Raw genomic sequence first — 18,667 nt, forward strand, 5'->3', positions numbered from 1 at the left:
TCACATCAATGATAGAAACGCCTACCGCAAAGCGATGGCGCTGTTGTTATTATCGATACGGAACAAGTTGACCGAATTGGACAAGTCCGCCGCCAGGTCCTGCATGGATTGCGATGCCGCTGCGGACTCCTCCACCAGGGCCGCGTTTTGCTGGGTCACGGTATCCATCTTGGCGATGGCGATATTGATTTCCTCGATGCCGACGCTTTGCTCCTGGGTCGCCGCGCTGATGTCCGTCACTATGCTGCTGACCTTGCGCACGCTCTCGTTCACTTCGGTCATGGTGTGGCCGGCCAGGTCGACCAGCTTGCTGCCAGCACTGACCCGCTCGACAGACCCGTTGATCAAATCCTTGATTTCCTTGGCTGCGGCGGCGCTGCGCTGCGCCAGGTTGCGCACTTCACTGGCCACCACCGCGAACCCGCGCCCCTGTTCGCCGGCACGGGCAGCTTCCACGGCGGCATTCAAGGCCAATATGTTCGTCTGGAAAGCGATGCCATCAATGACGGCGATGATGTCGACGATCTTGTGGGAGGACTCGTTGATGGCATTCATGGTTGAAATCACTTCGCCCACCACTTTCCCGCCCCTGCCCGCCACTTCGGTGGCAGAGATGGCCAGGCTATTGGCCTGCCGCGCATAATCCGCGTTTTGCTTGATGGTGGACGTCAGCTGCTCCATGGCCGAGGCGGTTTCCTCCAGCGAGGCGGCCTGCTCTTCCGTTCTGGCGGACAGGTCCAGATTTCCGGCGGCGATTTCCTGCGAGGCGACATTCAGCGTTTCCGTTCCCTTGCGCACCTGTCCAACCAGGCCCTGGAGATTGGTGTTCATGGTTTGCAGGGCACGTAGCAACAAACCGATTTCATCGGTGGAATCGGGCGCGATGTGCGCTGTCAGATCGCCTTGCGCGGCCTTCTCGGCCACCTGCACCGCCGCGTGCAAGGGGCGGCTGATCAAGCGCGCGATGTACAGCGCCAGCGCGACATTCACCAGCAACGCGGAAATCAAGATGGCGATAATCCAGTTGCGGGAAGAAGCGTACAGCGCTTCATTGCGTTCCTTCGCGCTGTCGCTTTCAGTCTTGCTGAGCTCCACCAGCTTGTCGACCACGTCGTTCGCCTCGCGGAACAGCTTTACCGACTCGCCGCGGATGGCGTCCCGGGCCTCGTCTTTCTGGCCTTTGCGCGACAAGGCCATGATTTTATCGTTGGCCACGGAATAGGACTTGAACGCGGTTTCCAGCGACATGACCAGTTTATCCTCGTCCGGCGAGCGCGCCAGCAAACGGTATTGCGACTGATAGTCGGAAAATTCCTTGGACCGCGTGACTATGCTCTTTTCATAATACGCATAATCCTTTTCTTCAGCAGAGAGTATATGCTGGAGTTCGGACACCCGCATGCGATTAAGCGTGGCTTTCATCAGCAGCGCCAGCCTCACGCTCGGCAAGGTATCATTCAGGACTGCTGCCGATGCCGTATTCAGCCGGGAATTCTGATATATACCGAAGATACCTATGATCAGTGTCAGTAACAGCGCGATAAAAAAAGACAGCAACAATTTATACGCCATCTTCATATTTAAAAACCACGTCATTTTTTCTCCCGCCCCTTTTATCCTATAAAATCCGTGTGAGCGTCTTCGTCAACCTTATCAAATCGCACAATACATTTGTCGATGATGCAATCATTAAAAGGCCGCGCTGCGCTCTTGATTTTCCACACTAACTTTTCTTGCAGGAAAATGCAAAAAAAAAGCCAAATAATGTGCCGCCAATCGGAGAAAGAGACGTGTCCTTACAACTTCCCATGAACGGCGCCAGCCTGCATCAAACCAGACAGATACGAAAGGAACCCATGACCCGCGCCCTCCCGCTGCTGCTATGCACCCTGCTGTGCGCCGCCCTGCCCGTTGCCGCCCAGGTGAAGACGCCGGCCACGCCGGACCAGATGAACCGGCTGTACGCCGACTACTGGGAAGACTACCTGCGCCAGAATCCCATCGCCGCCACCTACAACGGCGACGCGCGCTACAACGACCGCTTTGGCGCCACCACCTCGGCCGAGAGCCGGGCGCAAAGCCGCGCACTGGCGGAGAAATACCTGGCGCGCAGCGCCGCCTTCGATCCGGCGCCGCTGCCGCCCGAGGACCGCATCAGCTACGACCTGCTGCGCTACCGCCTGCAGCAGGTGCTGGACGGCTTGCGCTTCCCGTCCGACCTGATGCCGGTCGACCAGTTCTCCGGCCTGCACCTGTCCATGGCCCAGCTGGGCTCCGGCAGCTCGGCCCAGCCATTCCAGACCGTGCAGGATTACGACAACTGGCTACAGCGCGCGGCCGGCTACGCGCCCGCCGTGGACGGCATGATCGCCGACATGAAGACCGGCATCGCCCAGGGCGTGGTGATGCCCAAGGCGCTGATACAGCGCGTGCTGCCGCAGCTCGACAGCGTCGGCAGCGACGACCTGGAGAAAAGCACCTACATGCAGCCGGTGAGGAAATTCCCATCCTCCTTCAGCGCCGCCGACAAGGCGCGCCTGACCGAGGCCTACGGCAAGCTGGTGCGAGAGCAGCTGGCGCCCGCCAACCGCAAGCTGCTGGCCTTCATGCGCGACACCTACCTGCCGGCCGGGCGCGACAGCGCTGGCATCGGCGCCCTGCCCGGCGGCCAGGACTGGTACGCCGTTCTGGCGCGCCGCACCACCACCACCACGCTGACCCCGGCCGAAATCCACGACATCGGGTTGCGCGAGGTGGCCCGCATCCGCGCCCAGTTCGAAGAGGCCAAGGTCCGCGTCGGCTTCAAGGGAACGCTGCGTGAATTCTTCGATTATCTGAACACCTCGCCCGAACTGCGCTTCAAGTCGCGCGACGAGATCCAGGCCGCCTACGAGGCCCTGCGTCCCCAGGTCGAAACCAAGGTCGGCCTGCTGTTCGCGCGTGTGCCCAAGGCGCCGTTCGAGATCCGCCCGGTCGAAGCCTACCGCGAAGTGAGCGCCGCTCCGGCTTCGTACCAGCGCGGCTCGGTGGACGGCTCACGTCCCGGCATCTTCTACTACAACGCTTACAAGCCGGAGACCCGCACCCGCTACACCACCAATGCCTTCTTCCTGCACGAGGCCATCCCCGGCCACCACTTCGAACGCAGCCTGGCCCAGGAAACCACCGGCCTGCCGGCCTTCCGCCGCTTCGGCAGCAGCACCGCGTTTTCCGAAGGCTGGGGTCTGTACAGTGAAATGCTGGGGCAGGAAATCGGCATGTACGACGATCCCTGGCAATGGGTGGGCCGCCTGACGGCCGAGATCTGGCGCGGCGTGCGGCTGGTGGTCGATACCGGCATCCACGCCAAGGGCTGGACGCGCGAACAGGCCATCGCCTATTTCCGCGACAACGTGCCGCAGGATGAAGTGACGGCGGTGCAGGAGGTGGAGCGCTACATCGCGGTGCCGGGCCAGGCCCTGAGCTACAAGATAGGCGAACTGAAGCTACGCGAGCTGCGCGCGCGCGCCGAGCAGGCGCTGGGCCCGGACTTCGACCTGCGCGCCTTCCACAACGAAGTGCTGTCGCACGGCTCGGTGCCGCTCGACGTGCTGGACGGCGCCGTCAACCGCTGGATCGCGGCGCGCAAGAAAGGCTGAATCAGCTCAGCAGCACGGGCGCGGTCTCGCCGCGCAGCTTGTCCAGCATCTGCAGGGTGGACGGCGACAGGTTCATGATGCCGAGGTAGGCGCAGTACTCGCAAAAGGCCTGTTCCGGACTCATGGCGGTGATGTCGCTGTCGGTCAGGCCGCGGCGGCGCAAGGCGCGTAAACACACGGGGTCCATCTTGCTGGTATTCATTCTGCGTGCTCCTTCTGTGTCATCGTTCCCGGGCCGGGTGGCAGGCGGGGTGGGAGCTTAAATTATAAATTATTAAAGTGCCTTGCGGCAACATATATTGGATTGCATTAATTAAATCCTGCTTAAGCTTGGCCCCCAGCCGCGCACGGTAGCCGCGCGCCTGCCATTGGGCTACACTGTCGCTCACCCACAGCCTTGGACCGCCATGCCCGAGAAGAACCTGCCTGAACTGATCACCCTCAAGCGTCTGATCGACCAGGGCGGCAACCATCTGGAAGTGGCCACCCCGTGCACCATCGCCATGGATGGGCGCCAGTTCCCGGTCTACAGCATCGCGCTCGGCAACCCGAGTCCAGAGGTGCCGGCGCTGGGCTTTTTCGGCGGCATCCACGGCCTGGAACGCATAGGCACGCAAGTGATCCTGTCCTTCCTGGAAAGCCTGCTGGCGCGCCTGCGCTGGGACAGCACCCTGCACCAGCAACTGGAATCCATGCGGCTGGTGTTCATGCCGCTGGTGAACCCGGGCGGCATGTGGCAGGCCACGCGCTGCAATCCTTCCGGCGTCGACCTGATGCGCAACGCGCCCCTGAGCGCGGTCGAGAAAGTACCCTTCATGCTGGGCGGCCAGGGCTACAGCCGCCACCTGCCCTGGTACCGCGGCGCGCCGGGCGCGCCCATGGAGCCGGAAAGCCGGGCCGTGTGCGAGCTGGTGGAGCGCGAACTGCTGACGCGCCAGTTCAGCATGGCGCTGGACTGCCATTCCGGCTTCGGCCTGCGCGACCGCATCTGGTTCCCGCACGCCCACACCAAGACGCCGATCCAGCACCTGGCCGACATCAGCGCGCTGGAAGCCCTGTTCAGCGAGAGCTACCCCAACCACAACTACGTGTTCGAACCGCAAAGCCGCCAGTACCGTACCCACGGCGACCTGTGGGATTACCTGTACCTGAACGGCACCGCGCACAGCGAGCGCGTGTTCCTGCCGTTCACGCTGGAGATGGGTTCCTGGCTGTGGGTGAAGAAGAATCCGCGCCAGCTGTTCGACCGCGTCGCCATCTTCAACCCGACCGCGCGCCACCGCCTGCAGCGCGTGCTGCGGCGGCATTTGATCTGGTTCGACTTCCTGATGCGCGCCGCCAACAGCCACGGGCGCTGGCTGCCGGAAGGGATGGCGCGCACGGTCCAGCACCGGCGCGCGCTGGCCCAGTGGTACCACGCGTGAGCACCTGGGTCCTGCTGCGCGGGCTGATGCGCGAACAGCGCCATTGGGGAGAGTTCCGGCACCAGCTGGCCGTGGCCCTGCCCGATGCCGATATCGCCACCCCTGACCTGCCCGGCAATGGCGAGCGCCACGCGCTGCGCAGCTGCATTACCGTGGCGGAGATGGTGGAATTCTGCCGCCAGGACCTGCTGGCGCGCGGATGGCAGCCGCCGTACCACCTGCTGGCGCTGTCGCTGGGCGGCATGGTGGCTGCGGAATGGGCGCACCGCCATCCGGGCGAGATCGCCGGCTGCGTGCTGGTCAACACCAGCATGCGGCCCTACAGTCCCTTCCACCTGCGCCTGCGCTGGCAGAACTACGGCGCCATCCTGCGCCAGCTGCTCCGGCGCGGCGCAGCGCGCCAGGAAGCCCTGGTGCTGCGCCTGACCAGCAATGCGGTCCGCACTGCCGAGGAACGACGCGCATTGCTGCTGCGCTGGACCTCCTACCAGCGCGACTACCCGGTCAGCCGCGCCAATGCGCTGCGCCAGCTGCTGTCGGCGGCGCGCTACCATGCGCCGTCCACGCGGCCGCCGGTGCCGCTGCTGGTGCTGTGCAGCGCCGGCGACCGGCTGGTGGACCACCGCTGCTCGCTGCGGCTGGCCGAGGCCTGGCAGGCGCCGCTGCAGGTGCATCCCGATGCCGGCCACGACCTGCCGCTGGACGACGGTGCCTGGGTCGCGCATGCGGTAAAATCGTGGCTCACCCGACACTGAATCGCGCACACCCATGAACTGCCGTGACGATTGCGGCGCCTGCTGCACCGCCCCCTCCATCACCAGCCCGATACCCGGCATGCCCAGCGGGAAGCCGGCCGGCGTACGCTGCATCCAGCTGGCCGACGACAACCGCTGCCTGATCTTCGGCCGCCCCGAACGGCCGGCCTTCTGCGGCGGCCTGCAGCCGTCGGCCGAGATGTGCGGCAGCAGCCGCGAATACGCCATCCACTGGCTGGAGCAGCTGGAAGCGGCTACCGCGCCCTCCTAAGCTGGCACCAGGTTTTCGCCGCCGGCTACCTCGATCACCGTCCCCGTCACATAGGGATTGGTCATCAGGAACAGCGCGCCGTGTGCAATATCCTCCGGCCTGCCCACGCGCCGAACGGGGAAGGTTTGGGCCACCTTGTCGCGCAATCCATCGCGCTGCTCGGCGGGCAGGAAGCTCCACATGTCTGTATCCACATAGCCGGGACGGATGGTGTTGACGCGCAGCGGCGCCAGTTCCAGCGCCAGCGAAGCCGACAGCGCTTCCACCGCGGCGAACGCGGAGGTGACAGCCGTGAAGCCGAGCTTGGGCCGCACCGCCATGCCACCCGTCAGGAAAGTGATGGAGCCCTGCGGGCGCAGCCGGGGCGCCGCATGGCGCGCGCAGGCCCAGCTGCCCAGGAACTTGCCCTCGACATAGCTGCGCACGCCGTCCATGTCGGCGTCCATGAACTGTCCCCAGCTGCCGATATCGGGTGCGGCGGTGACCACCAGATGGTCGAACGGCCCGATGGCCTCGAAAGCGTCGCGCACCGCCGCCTCGTCACGCACATCCAGGCTAACCTGCTCGAAGCCGGCCAGCTCCGGATGCTCGGCCAGCGCCGCCACCCGCCGGCTGGCGACCACCACGGCGGCGCCGGCCGCGCGCGCCGCACGGGCGATGCCCAGGCCGATGCCGGTCTTGCCGCCCACTATCACCACCTTTTTCCCGGACAGGTCGAAGGATGGGTTGGATATTGCACGCTCATTGTTTGCGCTACTCATGGTCTTGCTCCTTAGTCAGTTATCAGGATGCCGCCCCTGGCAGCAGTAAGAACCCGTTTCAAAAAGACCATGGCGTCGTTGCCGCTCCTTGCCGTGCAAGCGCACTGTCTGCGTCGCGGCGCCTAGCCCTGCTCATTTTGAAACGGGTTCTAAGACCATGGTAATTTGAGTCCGGATTGATGATAATCACCGCAGGATTCATTAATCCTATTCCAAATTCGAATTAATAAATCTCAGCCATGGATCAGTTTCAGGAATTGAGCGCGTTTGCCGCCGTCGTGGAAGCTGGCGGATTTTCCGCCGCGGCCAGGCGCACGGGCCAGTCGCAGTCCGTCATCAGCAAGGCCGTCACGGCCCTGGAACAGCGCTTGCGCGTGCGCCTGTTCAACCGCACCACGCGCAGTGTCACCCTGACCCAGCACGGGCGCAGCTACTATGAGCGGACCAAGCCGCTGCTGGAGGAACTGACGCAGGCCAATGAGGAACTGGCCGGCAGTACGGCGCCCATCTCGGGCCTGGTCAGGATCGCGGCCTCGGCGACGTTTGGCCGCCTGCATGTGCTGCCCCTGGTACCACAACTGCTGTCGCTGCATCCCGGCCTGCAGCTGGACCTGCAGCTGTCGGACGGCGTGCAGGACCTGCTGGCCGATGGCATCGACCTGGCGATACGGGTCAGCCCGGCCCGCCATCCGGACGCCGTGGCCAGGCGGGTGGCCACTACGTCGCTGGTGTGCGTCGGCTCGCGCAGCTATTTCGAGCGCCACGGCACACCGCAGGTTCCCGGCGACCTCGCCAGCCACAACTGCCTGATCTACAACGGTATCCGTACCTGGACCTTTGCCGGCCCCCAGGGAGCTATCAGCGTGCCGGTGAACGGCAACCTGTCCTCCAATACCGTGGAAACCATCCTGTCCGCCGTGCAGGCAGGGGTCGGCATCGGCATGTTCTACCGCGCCTCCCTGGCCGGGCCCTGGCCGGAGCCGGACCTGGTTCCCATCCTCGAACAGTTCATCAGCGCGCAGCGCGACGTCAGCCTGATCTGGCCGAACCGGAAATTCATTTCCGCACGGGTGCGGCAGGTGACGGACTATTTCGCGGCGGCGCTAGCCGGGCGTATCTGATCGCCGCAGGCATTAGGCTCGCACCGTCGTGATGGCGCCGCTATTCCAGCAAGGCGGCGATCGCCAGCGGCGTGGTGCTGGTGACCACCTGCCCGGCCTCCGGCCAGGCCGCAAAGCGATAGGCGTACACGCGGAAGCCTTGCACCACGTCGCCCGCGAAAGCCGGACCATCGGTAGCCGCCAGCGCCACCACCGCGCCGCTGGCGGCATGGAATTGCACCTGTGCCGTGTCGCCGCGCGCATACGTGAACTGTACCCCGGCGCAGTTCTTGCCACTGTCCTCGCCCGCGTAGCGCAGGTAGGCCAGCAGCTGCTCGCACGCGGTCCGTAGATCGGCCGCCGCATAGATTCCGTCCGGCCGCGTGACGATGGATACCCACGGCCCCGCCTTGAACTGCCCCGGCTTGCGGTTGACCACCAGCTCGGCATTATCGTCATAGGCTGCCTTGGAAAACGGGAACACGGCGCGGCCCAGCGCATCGAGCGCCAGCGACACCTGGGTCCCCTTGCCATTGAGCGTCAGGCGCAAGCCATCGAGCGTCGCGTTCCTGTCGCGCGGCCGCAGGCGGTAGTGGTGTTGCAGGAACTGCTTGGGCTTGCCGTATTTTTCAAACCAGATCATCTGGCGATACGCATCGCGGTAGGAGATCCAGTCGCTGTCGGCCTGCGCACAGGCGGCGCCCGGCAGCATGGCCAGGCAGAGCAGGAGGGCCGCGCGCATGGTCAGAACCGGTATGCCAGGCCGGTCGACCAGGTGACATAGGTGCGCCGCTCAACCACGGGGCTGCCGGCCGGCCCGCTGCCGAGACGGGTCGCCGTCACCCCGCTGGCCAGCAGCCACTGGCTGCTGAGCGACCAGTTCCAGTTGGCGCCGGCGGCCAGCGCCGCCACCCCGCCGTCCGGACGGTAATCGCGCACCCCGCCCGCATCACGACGCACCTCGTAGCGCTCGCGCATGACGGGATCGCTGGCCAGGGCCAGGCTGGCGTACAGCGACACGCTATGGTGCGGCGCCAGTTCCGCCCAGCTCTTTTGCACGCCCAGTTCGCCGCGCACGCCGTGCGCGCTGGTGTCGTACACCATGCTGCTGCGCAGCCGGGCGCTGTCGCCCAGGTAGTAGTTGAAGAATCCGCCGGCATCGAGCGAACCGCTGATGGCATGCGAGCCGCGCAGGCGGCGGTTGTCGCCCGGATCGCGCGCATTGGTCGACAACAGCAGCGGCCCGTATTCCACGCCCGCCGTCTGCGACAGGTGCCAGCCGGCGGCGCCGACGGATGAAACGAACACGCCATTGCTCCACTCCACCTGCAGCAATGGACGCAGCACCACCGGCCGCGTGGCATCGGCCGCCGCACTGCTGCTGGTGGCCAGCGCCGCTCCCACGTACATGTCGCGGCTGCCGTCCGGCATCATGGGCAGGCGGTCCCCGCCATGCGCCAGGCTGCAAACCGGCAGCAGCAGCAGTGTCAGTGACGGGAGCGGCAGCTTGTTCATCTCATCCTTAAAAACCGGCCTTCAGGCCCAGCGATATCTTGTCCATGGACGCGTTCAGGCCTTGCTGTTTCAATCTGTCCGTGTGCTCCAGTTCCAGCTGCAGCGCCACATCCTTGCCGACCGTGAAGGCCGCGCCCAATCCCACATAGGCCCCGGTCTTGTGCACCGTATCGCCCAGCGATGCGCCCTGGCCCGAGAGCGCGGCCTTGAAGCGCCCCTGCGCCACACCCAGCTTGCCATACAACGCCCAGCTCTCGCTCAGCTGCCAGGTGTTGCGCGCCGCCAGATAGGCCAGGCTGGTGCTGGTCTTGAGCTGGTAGCCCGGCTCCAGGTCGAACACGCTGTCGCCGGCCTGGCCGCGATAGCCGGTTTCCAGCGCCCACGACGGCGACAGCACATAGCCCGCGAACACGCTGCCGGAGAACTTGCGCCCGCCGGCGTCGATGTCATGGACGACGCCGGCGTCGCTGTAGCGGACGTGGCCCCTGGCCCCCTGGTTGATGCTCGCGCCCACATAAACATCTTCGGCATGCGCCAGCGGCATGGCCGCTGCAGCGATCAGGATAGAGCACAGAAATTTGTTCATATTGGATTCCGTTTGAAATAAGAGCCTCCATGGTAGGCAGGCTCGCGGCCGGAATCCGCCGCGTTCTGTCGTTGAATTGTCTCCAATTTGTAGGGCGCATTTGTATAAAAAGTGTACGCAGTTGTACCTGATTGTCGAAAATGCCACCGGTGCCCGGCGCTCCACTACAATGTCGCTGCAAACAGGAGGGACGATGCAGCGGGTAATGCTGGTGGAAGACGATGCGCGCCTGGCCGCGCTGGTAAAGGAATACCTGGATGGCTATGGCTACCTGGTCGACGTGGTCGGCCGGGGCGACCTCGCCCTGGAGCGCTACCGCGACACCCAGCCCGACATGGTCATCCTCGACCTGACCCTGCCCGGCATCGACGGCCTGGTGGTATGCCGCCAGCTGCGCCAGCTGAGCGCGGTGCCCATCCTGATCCTGACCGCGCGGGAAGACAGTTTCGATGAAGTCTCCGGCCTGGAACAGGGCGCGGACGACTACGTCAACAAGCCAGTAGAGCCGCGCGTGCTGCTGGCGCGCCTGCGCGCCCTGCAACGGCGCGGCGCCAGCGTGGGCGGCAGCGATATCGTCATCGGCCAGCTGCGCATCTCGCGCGAGAACCGCACGGTGCGGTGGCGCGACTGCGAGGTGCCGATGAACAGCGCCGAATTCAAGCTGTTCCTGATCCTGGCCGACGCCGCCGGCAGGGTCATGTCACGCAACGACATCCTGGTCAAGATGCGCGGCATCGAATTCGATGGCATGGACCGCAGCATCGACAACTGCGTCTCGCGCCTGCGCCGCAAGTTCGGCGACCATGGCGCCGAACGCATCAAGACCGTGTGGGGCGAAGGGTATCTGTTCAGCCCTTCAGCCTGGGAATGAACCGGCTGTTCCGGCGCCTGGCGCTGCTGGTGCTGCTGGCCATGACGCTGGCCAGCGCCATCATCTACCTGGTGTTTCTGTTGCTGTTTGGCGATCCGCTGCAGCAGATCGCACGGCGCCAGGCCGCCGGCCAGATCTTCCTGCTGGAGCAGTACGTCGACCAGGCGCCCGCCGATGAATGGCTGCCGCGCCTGAACAAGATGCGGGAAATGTCGGATGTCACCCTCGACCTGCAGCCGCTGCGCAGCGCCTTGTCCGAGCTGCCCGCCAGCCAGCAGGCGGCGCTGCTGCGCGGCGAGGTGGTGATGGATGTCGCGGGCAAGGCCTACTACCGGCGCGTCGATACCCGTGGCGCACGCTACATCGGCAGCGAGGATGACGTGATCCACGCCCGCCACCTGCCGGTCGATATAGGCGAAGCGCTGGGCATGGAAGCGATACGCTTCATCCTGATCGCGCTGTTCCTGCTGGTGCCGATAGGCTGGTGGTCGCAGCGTCACTGGCGCGGCCTGCAAGCGGTCTCGAAAATGGCCGATGATTTTGGCCGCGGCGACCTGGCCGCGCGCGCCACGGTACACCGCAGCGCCAGCATCGCCCCGCTGGCGGCACGCATCAACCAGATGGCGGGGCGCATCGCCACGCTGCTGGAGGCGCGCAAGCACTTGCTGCATTCGGTATCGCACGAACTGCGCACGCCCATCGCGCGCCTGGAGTTCGGCATGGAACTGCTGCGCGAGCGGCACGCGCAGGGCGACCCAGCCTTGCTGCGCCGCCTGCAAGCCATGGCAACCGACATCGATGAACTGAAAGCGCTGGTGGATGAACTGCTCGGCCTGAACCAGCTCGACCATGCCGACGCCATCGAGCGCCGGGCGTTCGCGCTTGCGCCATTGCTGCAAGGCTGCACGCCACCTCAGGGCGCGCAGCAGTTCAGCGCCAGCATCGCCGCCGACCTGGGGGAACTGCACGGCAATGCGCGCCTGCTGGCGCGCGCCGTCAACAACCTGCTGCGTAACGCCGCCAAGTACGCGCGCTCGCGCATCACGCTGGACGCCAGCCGCGCCGAGCGGCTGGTGGTCGTGATCGACGATGACGGTCCCGGCATTCCAGTCGAAGCGCGCCAGCAGGTGTTTGAACCGTTCTACCGGCTGGCGCGCGATGCCGACCACGCGGCCGGGGGCCACGGCCTGGGGCTGGCCATCGCCGCCCGCGCCGTCGCCCTGCACGGCGGCGAGATCCGCATCGACACCTCGCCGCTGGGCGGGGCGCGTTTTACCATATCGATACCAGCAAGCCGGGACTAGCGGCCGCCGCGTACCGTCCGCATTACTGCAGCAAGGCCAGTAAGCGGTCCAGGTCCACCGGCTTGATGGCCAGGTCGTCGAAGCCGGCCGACAGGGCCTGCTTGCGGTCCTGCTCCTGCCCGTAGCCGCTGACCGCGATGATGCGGGCATCCCGGGTGGCCGGATGCTCGCGCAATTTGCGCGCCAGGGTATAGCCATCCATGACCGGCATGCCGATGTCCAGCAGATACGCCTCGGCCGGCGCCTCGGCCGCCTTGGCGAGGGCCTGCACCGGATCGGTTTCCACAGCGGCTGTGTGGCCCAGGGCCGCCAGCAAGGCGGCCAGGGTACGGGCCGCATCCTCGTTGTCATCGACGATGGTGATCTTCCTGGGCCGGGCGCCGCTTTCCGCCGCCGCAGGGGCAGACGCGTGCGCCGCCCCGGCCTCGAGCAGCGGCAGGGCGACGATGAAGCGGCTGCCTTGTCCTGGGCCCGGGCTGCTGGCCTCGACCGTGCCGCCATGCAGCTCGGTCAGGCGCAGCACCAGCGACAGCCCTATGCCCAGGCCGCCCTGCTGCCGGTCCACCCCGCGTTCTCCCTGGACGAACAGGTCGAACAGGCGCGGTATCATGTCCTCCGTGAGGCCCATGCCGTTGTCGCGCACCTCGACCATGGCCCTGCCCGCCGCCACCGACAGCGTCATGTCGATCACACCGCCTTGCGGCGTGTAGCGGGCCGCGTTGGTGAGCAGGTTGACGAACACCTGTATCAGCCGCTTGGCGTCGCCCAGCACCACGGCGGGTTCGGCGCAGGCATGCACGGTCAACTGGTGGGAGCGCCGCTTGACCAGGGGCAGCACCTGCTCGGCGGCGTCGGCCAGCGTGGTTTTCAGGTCGACCGGCGCCCGGTCCAGCGTGATGTTGCCCCTGGTCACGCGCGCCACATCGAGCAAGTCGTCCAGCAATCCCGCCATGTGGCGCACCTGGCGGTCGATGATCTGGCTCATGCGCACGGCCTGCTCGTCCCGGCTGCTGCGCATCAGGAAGCCGGACGCCGAGCTGATCGGCGCCAGCGGATTCCTCAGCTCGTGGGCCAGCATGGCCAGGAACTCGTCCTTCTGCCGGTTGGCCGCCTGCAGGGCGGCCTCGGCTTCCTTCTGCTGCTGGATGTCGATGGTGATGCCGTCGAAACGGGACGGCTGCCCAGCGCCATCGTAATACACCTTGCCCTTGGCCCGTATCCACCGGGTCCTGCCGTCGGGCGCGACGGTGCGGTACTCGACGTCGTAATCCGCCTGCTCGAACACCGCCCGCCGTATGGCTTCCGCCACTTTGGGACGGTCATCCTCATGCAGCACGCTGTAGAACAGGTCGATGTCGATCTCCGCGTCGGGCGGCTGGAAGAACTGGGCCTTGCAGGTATCGTTCCAATAGACTTTGTCCAGCGGCAGCGGGCAGTAGAACACGCCCAGGCTGGCCGCTTCCACCGCCAGCTGCAGGCGCTGGTCGGCGGCGGCGGCTTGCTGGTGGCTTTCTTCCAGCGCCTGGCGCATGGTGTGCTGCGCGGTGACGTCGAAGCCTTCGACGAAGATGCCGGTGGTGCGTCCATCCTTGTCCTTCAGGGGCTGGCACACCAGGTCCATGTACAGCTGTTCCAGCTGCGCCTGCGGCCCGCGGCGCAGCTGCAGCGCTACCCCATCGGCGGTAAAGGGCACCCCGCTGCGGTAGACCTCGTCCAGGATCTGGTTGATCCCCTGGTCTGCCAACTCAGGGAATACGCTGGCGACCGGACGGCCGATGACGTCGCGGTGGCCATGGAAGCGGCGGTGCGCTTCATTTTCGATGGCGTACACATGGTCGGGACCGCGCAGCATGGTCATGAAGCCCGGGGCCTGGTTGAACATCTCCTGGAACACCGCCAGCGTTTCCACTTCGCGGTTCAGCCGCTCTTCGGCCAAGGCCCGCTCGGCTGCGCCGGCGCGGCGGAAGGTCTGACGAACCACGCGTCCCAGGCCGACAAAAAATGCGCCCACGATGAGGAACAGCAGGATAACGATACGGTCGGCAGGATCATGGATCCCCATCCGGTATATCGGTCCCAGTATGTACAACCCGTACACGGCACCCGCAAGCAAGACCACAGTGGCGGCCAGGTCGCCAAACAGGGTGGCGGCCAGCGCAACAGTGGGAATGAAAATGAGGAAAGGCGCGCGGGCGCCGACCAGGAGACTGAGCAACAGCTGCGCGGCGGTTGCCACAGCCACCAGAACCAGTGCTATCAGGATCTGCCGGCTGTAGGCGAGCTCCTTATTTCCGATGAGCATATTGGTACCTTGGAGACATCGTACACGCCTGCGTAGAGTAGGAAGTGCAAGGATAGCATGTTGATTATCCGCAAGGCGCGCGGACCGCGCCATGCCTCGCATGGCGCGGTCCAACGGTCATCAGGCCGCGAAGCCGCCGTCGATCAGCAAGTCGGCTCCGGTGACGAAGGCTGCCTCCGGACCGGCAAGGTAAGCCACCATGGCGGCGATCTCGTCGGCTTTGCCGTGGCGGCGCAGGGCCATCAGGTCGTGCAGGGCGGCGCCGAATTCACCGCTTTCCGGATTCATGTCGGTGTCCACAGGACCGGGCGCCACGTTGTTGACGGTGATGCCGCGCGGGCCCAGGTCGCGCGCCATGCCTTTCACCAGGCCCACCAGGGCCGACTTGCTCATGGCATAGGTGGCGCCGCCGGCAAACGGCATGCGCTGGGCGTTGGTGCTGCCGATGTTGATGATGCGCCCGCCATCGCCCATGTGTTTGGCCGCCGCCTGCGAAGCCACGAACACGGCGCGCACGTTGATGGCGATGGTGCGGTCGAAGTCTTCCAGCGTGAACTGCTCCAGCGGGGCGACGGCCAGCACGCCGGCGCTGTTGACCAGGATGTCCAGGCGGCCGTAGCGTTCGGCCACGCTGTCGATGGCGCGCGCCAGGTTCGCGGCGTCGGCGGCGTCAGCCTTGATGGCGATGGCCTGGCCGCCGCCGGCCTTGATTTCCTCGGCCAGGGCTTCGGCGGCGATGGCCGAGGCGTTGTAGCCGATGGCGACGGTGGCGCCTTCACGCGCCAGGCGGCGCGCCGTGGCGGCGCCGATGCCGCGCGAACCGCCGTTGATGAAAGCGACTTTGCCGTTCAGTGGGGTGCTCATGATGTGTTTCCTTTCGGTGTGGTTGGTTGATGAACACAGTATGGGCGCCGTCATTAGATCGCGGTAGCCATGGAAATTGCTGTTCAGTTTCAACCATTGGTATAAGATGTAGCCATGTTGACTGAACTGTCCAGCTATCTCGACGCCTTCATCGCCGCTGCCGACGAGGGCGGCTTTTCCGCCGCCGCGCGCCGCCTGGGGGTGACGCCGGCCGCCGTCAGCAAGAGCGTGGGCCAGCTGGAGGCGCGCCTGGGCGTGCGCCTGTTCCAGCGCAGCACGCGCAGCCTGGCCCTGACCACGGATGGCGAGCGCCTGTATGCCCAGGTACGGCTGCCCTGGAGCGAGATCGGCGATGCGCTCACCGATTTGCGCCAGGGTGCGGGCAAGCCGGCCGGCACCCTCAAGGTATCGCTGGCCTACACCATGGGACGCGAGTATTTCGTGCCGTTGATGGCCGAATTCGTGCGCCGCTATCCGGACGTGGTGCCTGACCTGCATTTCGATAACCGCCAGGTGGACTTGATCGCCGAAGGCTATGACGTGGCCATCGGCGGCGGCATCGAGCTGACCGACGCGCTGATCGCGCGCGAGCTGGCGCGCCTGCGCATCGTGCTGGTGGCCGCGCCAGCCTACCTGAAGGCGCAGCCGGCGCCCGCGCATCCGTCGGAACTGGGGCGCCACCGCGGCCTGCTGCGCCGTTCGCTGGCCAGCGGGCGGCTGGTGCCGTGGACCTTGAAGAACGGCGCCGGCCAGGAACTGGTGGCCAGCGTGCGCCCGGTGATGGTGCTGGACGATCCCGAGGCCATCGCGCGCGCGGCCGCCACCGGCATGGGCATCGCCATGCTGCCGCTGCCGCACGCGCTGCCGCAGCTGGAGCGCGGCGAGCTGGTGCGGGTGCTGCCCGAGTGGTATGCGGAGGCGCTGCCGCTGTCCATCTACTACTCCAGCCGCAAGCTGGCGCCGGCCAAGGTCAAGGTGTTCGTGGAATACATCGTGGAGCAGTTCCGCGCCAGCGGCCACGCGGCGCGCTTCCGGCAGTGAGGCCTGGCCGGCTGTTCAGGGAACCATACGACAGGTCGGCGGTCCAACTGGTTTGCCTCGAAGTCCAGAAAGGCCATGATCATGCCCAAGCCCACGTACTTGCCTGAGAAAGCCACTACCCCAGCTACGTCCGAAGCTGAACGGAAAAAACGCGCTGAAGAGTACGCCAAATCCCTGCGCGAGATAGCCGAGCGCTTTGGCGTGGAGATGGACAACTACGACGAGCCGGACGTCAATCCTTATGAAGTCCCTACAGCAGTGGGTATTGAGATAGCCATCAAGGCTGGCATCATCACACGCAGCGGAAAACTTAAATATCCATACGACTAGCGTGAATACCGCACTCATCGCTTATCACGGCTGCGACGTCACTACGCGCGACGATTTTGTTAGCGGGCGGCTGCAGACCCTTAGCCATAGTAATAATAGATATGACTGGCTCGGATCAGGCGCGTACTTCTTCGAAGGCGATCCCGATCGCGCTCACATGTTTGCGCAAGCTTCTAGCGATCATCCCAAAAAACGCTATTCCGCACAGGCTATTGCGAGCCCCGCCGTAGTCGGCGCGGTACTTCAAGTACGGCATTGGCTGGACTTGAACACGCAAGCCGGCATCAGGGAATATGATTCAGCATATCGGTCACTGGTCGAGATTTTCAACAAGTCGGCCAAGTCTCTTCCTCAAAACCGAGCAGCTGGCGACAGCGATACTGATATGATCTATCGCGCCTTGGACAATGCCGTGTTCAATTGGCTACACAAAATGCGCGACGCTCAGTTATCTCTACCTCCATTTCAAGCTGTGCGAGCAGCCTTCGCCAGGGTAGCCAAATCGCACCGACATCCGGGCTGCACACCAAAACGCATGTTCAGATCGCCTTGCGCGACAACAGCTGTGTGATCGGCTGGTTTCTTCCCGCTCGCGCAAAACCGCTGACCGAACCGCAATATGCCGAGGCGAAAGCGCGGCTGGATGCTGCGGTTGCTTTGTATAAAACACCGCGCAGCCGACATTAAGCACCATCGCTTTGCTGCCGCGCCAGGCATTGCATTACAATCAGCTTGACGGCGATGCTCACGCCGATACCCACCGCGCCGATGACGGCCATCCACTGTGCCATGTCCAGGTCCTCCTTGCTCTGACTGGACTTTAGCCGCGCGGCGGCGCCAGGGCCAATATCAAATATGGCGGCCCACGATCTCAAAAAGGCATAGGCATGATTTCTCTGAAGCAGATGAAGTATTTCACCGAGGTGGTGGACGCGGGCAGCTATTCGCGCGCCGCCGAATCGCTGTACGTGGCGCAGTCTGCCCTGAGCCGGCAGATCAAGGAACTGGAGGGCGAGGTGCAGGCGCAGCTGCTGCGCCGCGATCCGCGCCAGGTCGAGCTGACCGACGCCGGCCGGTTGTTCTATGAGCGCAGCAAGCGCATCCTGCAGGACGTGGCGGAAACCGTGGCCCTGACCCAGCGCGCCGGCCAGGGTGCGCTGGGCACCGTGCGCCTGCTGCATTCCAGTTCCGTGACCCTGACCAGCGCCATGGGCGCCGCCCTGCACCGTCTGCTGGACGCCGCGCCCGGCCTGGCGCTGGAAGTGTCCAAGGCATCCTCCGACCACCAGGCCGCCGACATCGCGGAGGGCCGCGCCGACCTCGGCCTGGCGCGCCTGCCCATCCTGCGCCGCCATCCCGACATCGTGGTCAGGGAGGTGGGCAGCGAAGCGCTGATGGTGGCCGTGGCCGCCAGCCACCCGCTGGCCGCGCAGGACGCCGTGGACCTGGCCAGCCTGCGCGACGAAGCCTTTGTCTCGCTGCCACACCGCGAACGCGGCGGCCTGAGCTACCTGGTCGCGGGCCTGTGCGTGGCCCAGGGCTTTTATCCCAAGGTGGCGCGCGCCACCTCGCGCAAGACCTCGCTGCTCAACCTGGTGGAGGCGGGCTTCGGCATTGCCATCGTCCCGTCCAGCATGCGCGAAGTGGCGCCGCAGGGCGTGCGCTTCATCGCGCTGCGCGATGAAGCACGTTCACCGGTCGCCCTGATCATGGCGCGCCAACCGGCCGCCATCGTGGCCAATTTCGCGGCCGCGCTGGAAGCCGGGCTGGCGGCACTGTTTTAACGCTTGCGCGCCAGGCCGGCCAGCAGGTGCAGAAGTTCTTTCATCAGTTTTTCCGACATGGCGATCCCCTTCCTCTAGTGTAGGAATTTCTTATGCATTGTGTGATGGGGTATATTCTCAT

Annotated in this window: 19 protein-coding genes; 11 read left to right on the forward strand and 8 right to left on the reverse strand. The window is 65.2% G+C overall.

Translation table 11 applies throughout. The features are described 5' to 3' along the window. Positions 1–21: 21 nt before the first annotated feature. Positions 22–1,578, reverse strand: coding sequence for a methyl-accepting chemotaxis protein (locus ACLB1G_RS08500; protein WP_491626770.1), 1,557 nt, complete (start codon positions 1,576–1,578; stop codon positions 22–24). Between the two features lie 278 nt (positions 1,579–1,856). Between ACLB1G_RS08500 and ACLB1G_RS08505 the strand changes: the two genes are divergently transcribed. Continuing rightward, positions 1,857–3,638 (forward strand): DUF885 domain-containing protein, encoded by a 1,782-nt coding sequence (locus ACLB1G_RS08505; protein ID WP_491626771.1) that lies wholly within the window; start codon positions 1,857–1,859, stop codon positions 3,636–3,638. Between the two features lies 1 nt (position 3,639). Here ACLB1G_RS08505 and ACLB1G_RS08510 read toward each other — a convergent pair whose 3' ends face one another. Beyond that, a complete protein-coding gene (locus ACLB1G_RS08510) occupies positions 3,640–3,840 on the reverse strand; it encodes a hypothetical protein (protein WP_491626772.1) in 201 nt (66 codons plus the stop codon). A gap of 205 nt (positions 3,841–4,045) precedes the next feature. Between ACLB1G_RS08510 and ACLB1G_RS08515 the strand changes: the two genes are divergently transcribed. Genes ACLB1G_RS08515 through ACLB1G_RS08525 form a run of 3 tightly spaced genes read left to right on the forward strand, consistent with a single transcriptional unit; the run spans position 4,046 to position 6,088 of the window. Further along, positions 4,046–5,062, forward strand: coding sequence for a M14 family zinc carboxypeptidase (locus ACLB1G_RS08515; protein ID WP_491626773.1), 1,017 nt, complete (start codon positions 4,046–4,048; stop codon positions 5,060–5,062). Next, entirely contained in the window at positions 5,059–5,817 is a 759-nt protein-coding gene (locus ACLB1G_RS08520; protein WP_491626774.1) for an alpha/beta fold hydrolase, read from the forward strand. Before ACLB1G_RS08515 ends, ACLB1G_RS08520 begins: the two co-directional genes overlap by 4 nt. Positions 5,818–5,830: 13 nt before the next feature. Beyond that, complete coding sequence (locus ACLB1G_RS08525; RefSeq protein WP_491626775.1) at positions 5,831–6,088, forward strand: YkgJ family cysteine cluster protein; 258 nt, start codon at positions 5,831–5,833, stop codon at positions 6,086–6,088. On the opposite strand, the gene ACLB1G_RS08530 is transcribed toward ACLB1G_RS08525, so the two are convergent. After that, positions 6,085–6,849, reverse strand: coding sequence for an SDR family oxidoreductase (locus ACLB1G_RS08530; protein WP_491626776.1), 765 nt, complete (start codon positions 6,847–6,849; stop codon positions 6,085–6,087). The two genes, ACLB1G_RS08525 and ACLB1G_RS08530, sit on opposite strands and share 4 nt — an antisense overlap. 239 nt (positions 6,850–7,088) lie before the next feature. Between ACLB1G_RS08530 and ACLB1G_RS08535 the strand changes: the two genes are divergently transcribed. After that, positions 7,089–7,970 (forward strand): LysR family transcriptional regulator, encoded by an 882-nt coding sequence (locus ACLB1G_RS08535; RefSeq protein WP_491626777.1) that lies wholly within the window; start codon positions 7,089–7,091, stop codon positions 7,968–7,970. A gap of 40 nt (positions 7,971–8,010) precedes the next feature. Here the strand turns inward: ACLB1G_RS08535 and ACLB1G_RS08540 are convergent, their stop codons facing one another. The 3 genes from ACLB1G_RS08540 to ACLB1G_RS08550 are packed head-to-tail and all read right to left on the reverse strand — an operon-like array spanning position 8,011 to position 10,050. After that, complete coding sequence (locus ACLB1G_RS08540) at positions 8,011–8,691, reverse strand: hypothetical protein (RefSeq protein WP_491626778.1); 681 nt, start codon at positions 8,689–8,691, stop codon at positions 8,011–8,013. Between the two features lie 2 nt (positions 8,692–8,693). Next, positions 8,694–9,464, reverse strand: a complete 771-nt coding sequence (locus ACLB1G_RS08545) for a MipA/OmpV family protein (RefSeq protein ID WP_491626779.1) — start codon at positions 9,462–9,464, stop codon at positions 8,694–8,696. A 7-nt stretch (positions 9,465–9,471) separates the two neighbouring features. Continuing rightward, on the reverse strand, positions 9,472–10,050 hold the full coding sequence (locus tag ACLB1G_RS08550; protein ID WP_491626780.1) for an outer membrane beta-barrel protein: 579 nt from the start codon (positions 10,048–10,050) through the stop codon (positions 9,472–9,474). Positions 10,051–10,243: 193 nt separating this feature from the next. Here ACLB1G_RS08550 and ACLB1G_RS08555 point away from each other — a divergent pair, with 193 nt between their 5' ends. Then, positions 10,244–10,921, forward strand: a complete 678-nt coding sequence (locus ACLB1G_RS08555; protein WP_491626781.1) for a response regulator — start codon at positions 10,244–10,246, stop codon at positions 10,919–10,921. Further along, complete coding sequence (locus ACLB1G_RS08560) at positions 10,918–12,225, forward strand: ATP-binding protein (protein ID WP_491626782.1); 1,308 nt, start codon at positions 10,918–10,920, stop codon at positions 12,223–12,225. The genes ACLB1G_RS08555 and ACLB1G_RS08560 overlap by 4 nt, the downstream gene beginning before the upstream one ends. 22 nt (positions 12,226–12,247) lie before the next feature. On the opposite strand, the gene ACLB1G_RS08565 is transcribed toward ACLB1G_RS08560, so the two are convergent. Continuing rightward, entirely contained in the window at positions 12,248–14,629 is a 2,382-nt protein-coding gene (locus tag ACLB1G_RS08565; protein WP_491626783.1) for a hybrid sensor histidine kinase/response regulator, read from the reverse strand. A gap of 18 nt (positions 14,630–14,647) precedes the next feature. Beyond that, the gene (locus tag ACLB1G_RS08570) at positions 14,648–15,391 is read right to left on the reverse strand and encodes an SDR family oxidoreductase (RefSeq protein WP_491626784.1); all 744 of its coding nucleotides are present in this window, start codon (positions 15,389–15,391) and stop codon (positions 14,648–14,650) included. Between the two features lie 114 nt (positions 15,392–15,505). Here ACLB1G_RS08570 and ACLB1G_RS08575 point away from each other — a divergent pair, with 114 nt between their 5' ends. The 4 genes from ACLB1G_RS08575 (at position 15,506) to ACLB1G_RS08590 (ending at position 18,546) form a co-directional block, all read left to right on the forward strand. Continuing rightward, positions 15,506–16,432, forward strand: a complete 927-nt coding sequence (locus ACLB1G_RS08575; protein WP_491626785.1) for a LysR family transcriptional regulator — start codon at positions 15,506–15,508, stop codon at positions 16,430–16,432. A gap of 75 nt (positions 16,433–16,507) precedes the next feature. After that, the gene (locus ACLB1G_RS08580; RefSeq protein ID WP_491626786.1) at positions 16,508–16,762 is read left to right on the forward strand and encodes a hypothetical protein; all 255 of its coding nucleotides are present in this window, start codon (positions 16,508–16,510) and stop codon (positions 16,760–16,762) included. Position 16,763: 1 nt separating this feature from the next. Next, a complete protein-coding gene (locus tag ACLB1G_RS08585; protein WP_491626787.1) occupies positions 16,764–17,333 on the forward strand; it encodes a hypothetical protein in 570 nt (189 codons plus the stop codon). A gap of 316 nt (positions 17,334–17,649) precedes the next feature. After that, positions 17,650–18,546, forward strand: coding sequence for a LysR family transcriptional regulator (locus tag ACLB1G_RS08590; protein WP_491626788.1), 897 nt, complete (start codon positions 17,650–17,652; stop codon positions 18,544–18,546). Positions 18,547–18,667 lie beyond the last annotated feature (121 nt).

It is taken from the genome of Duganella kummerowiae, assembly GCF_053572355.1.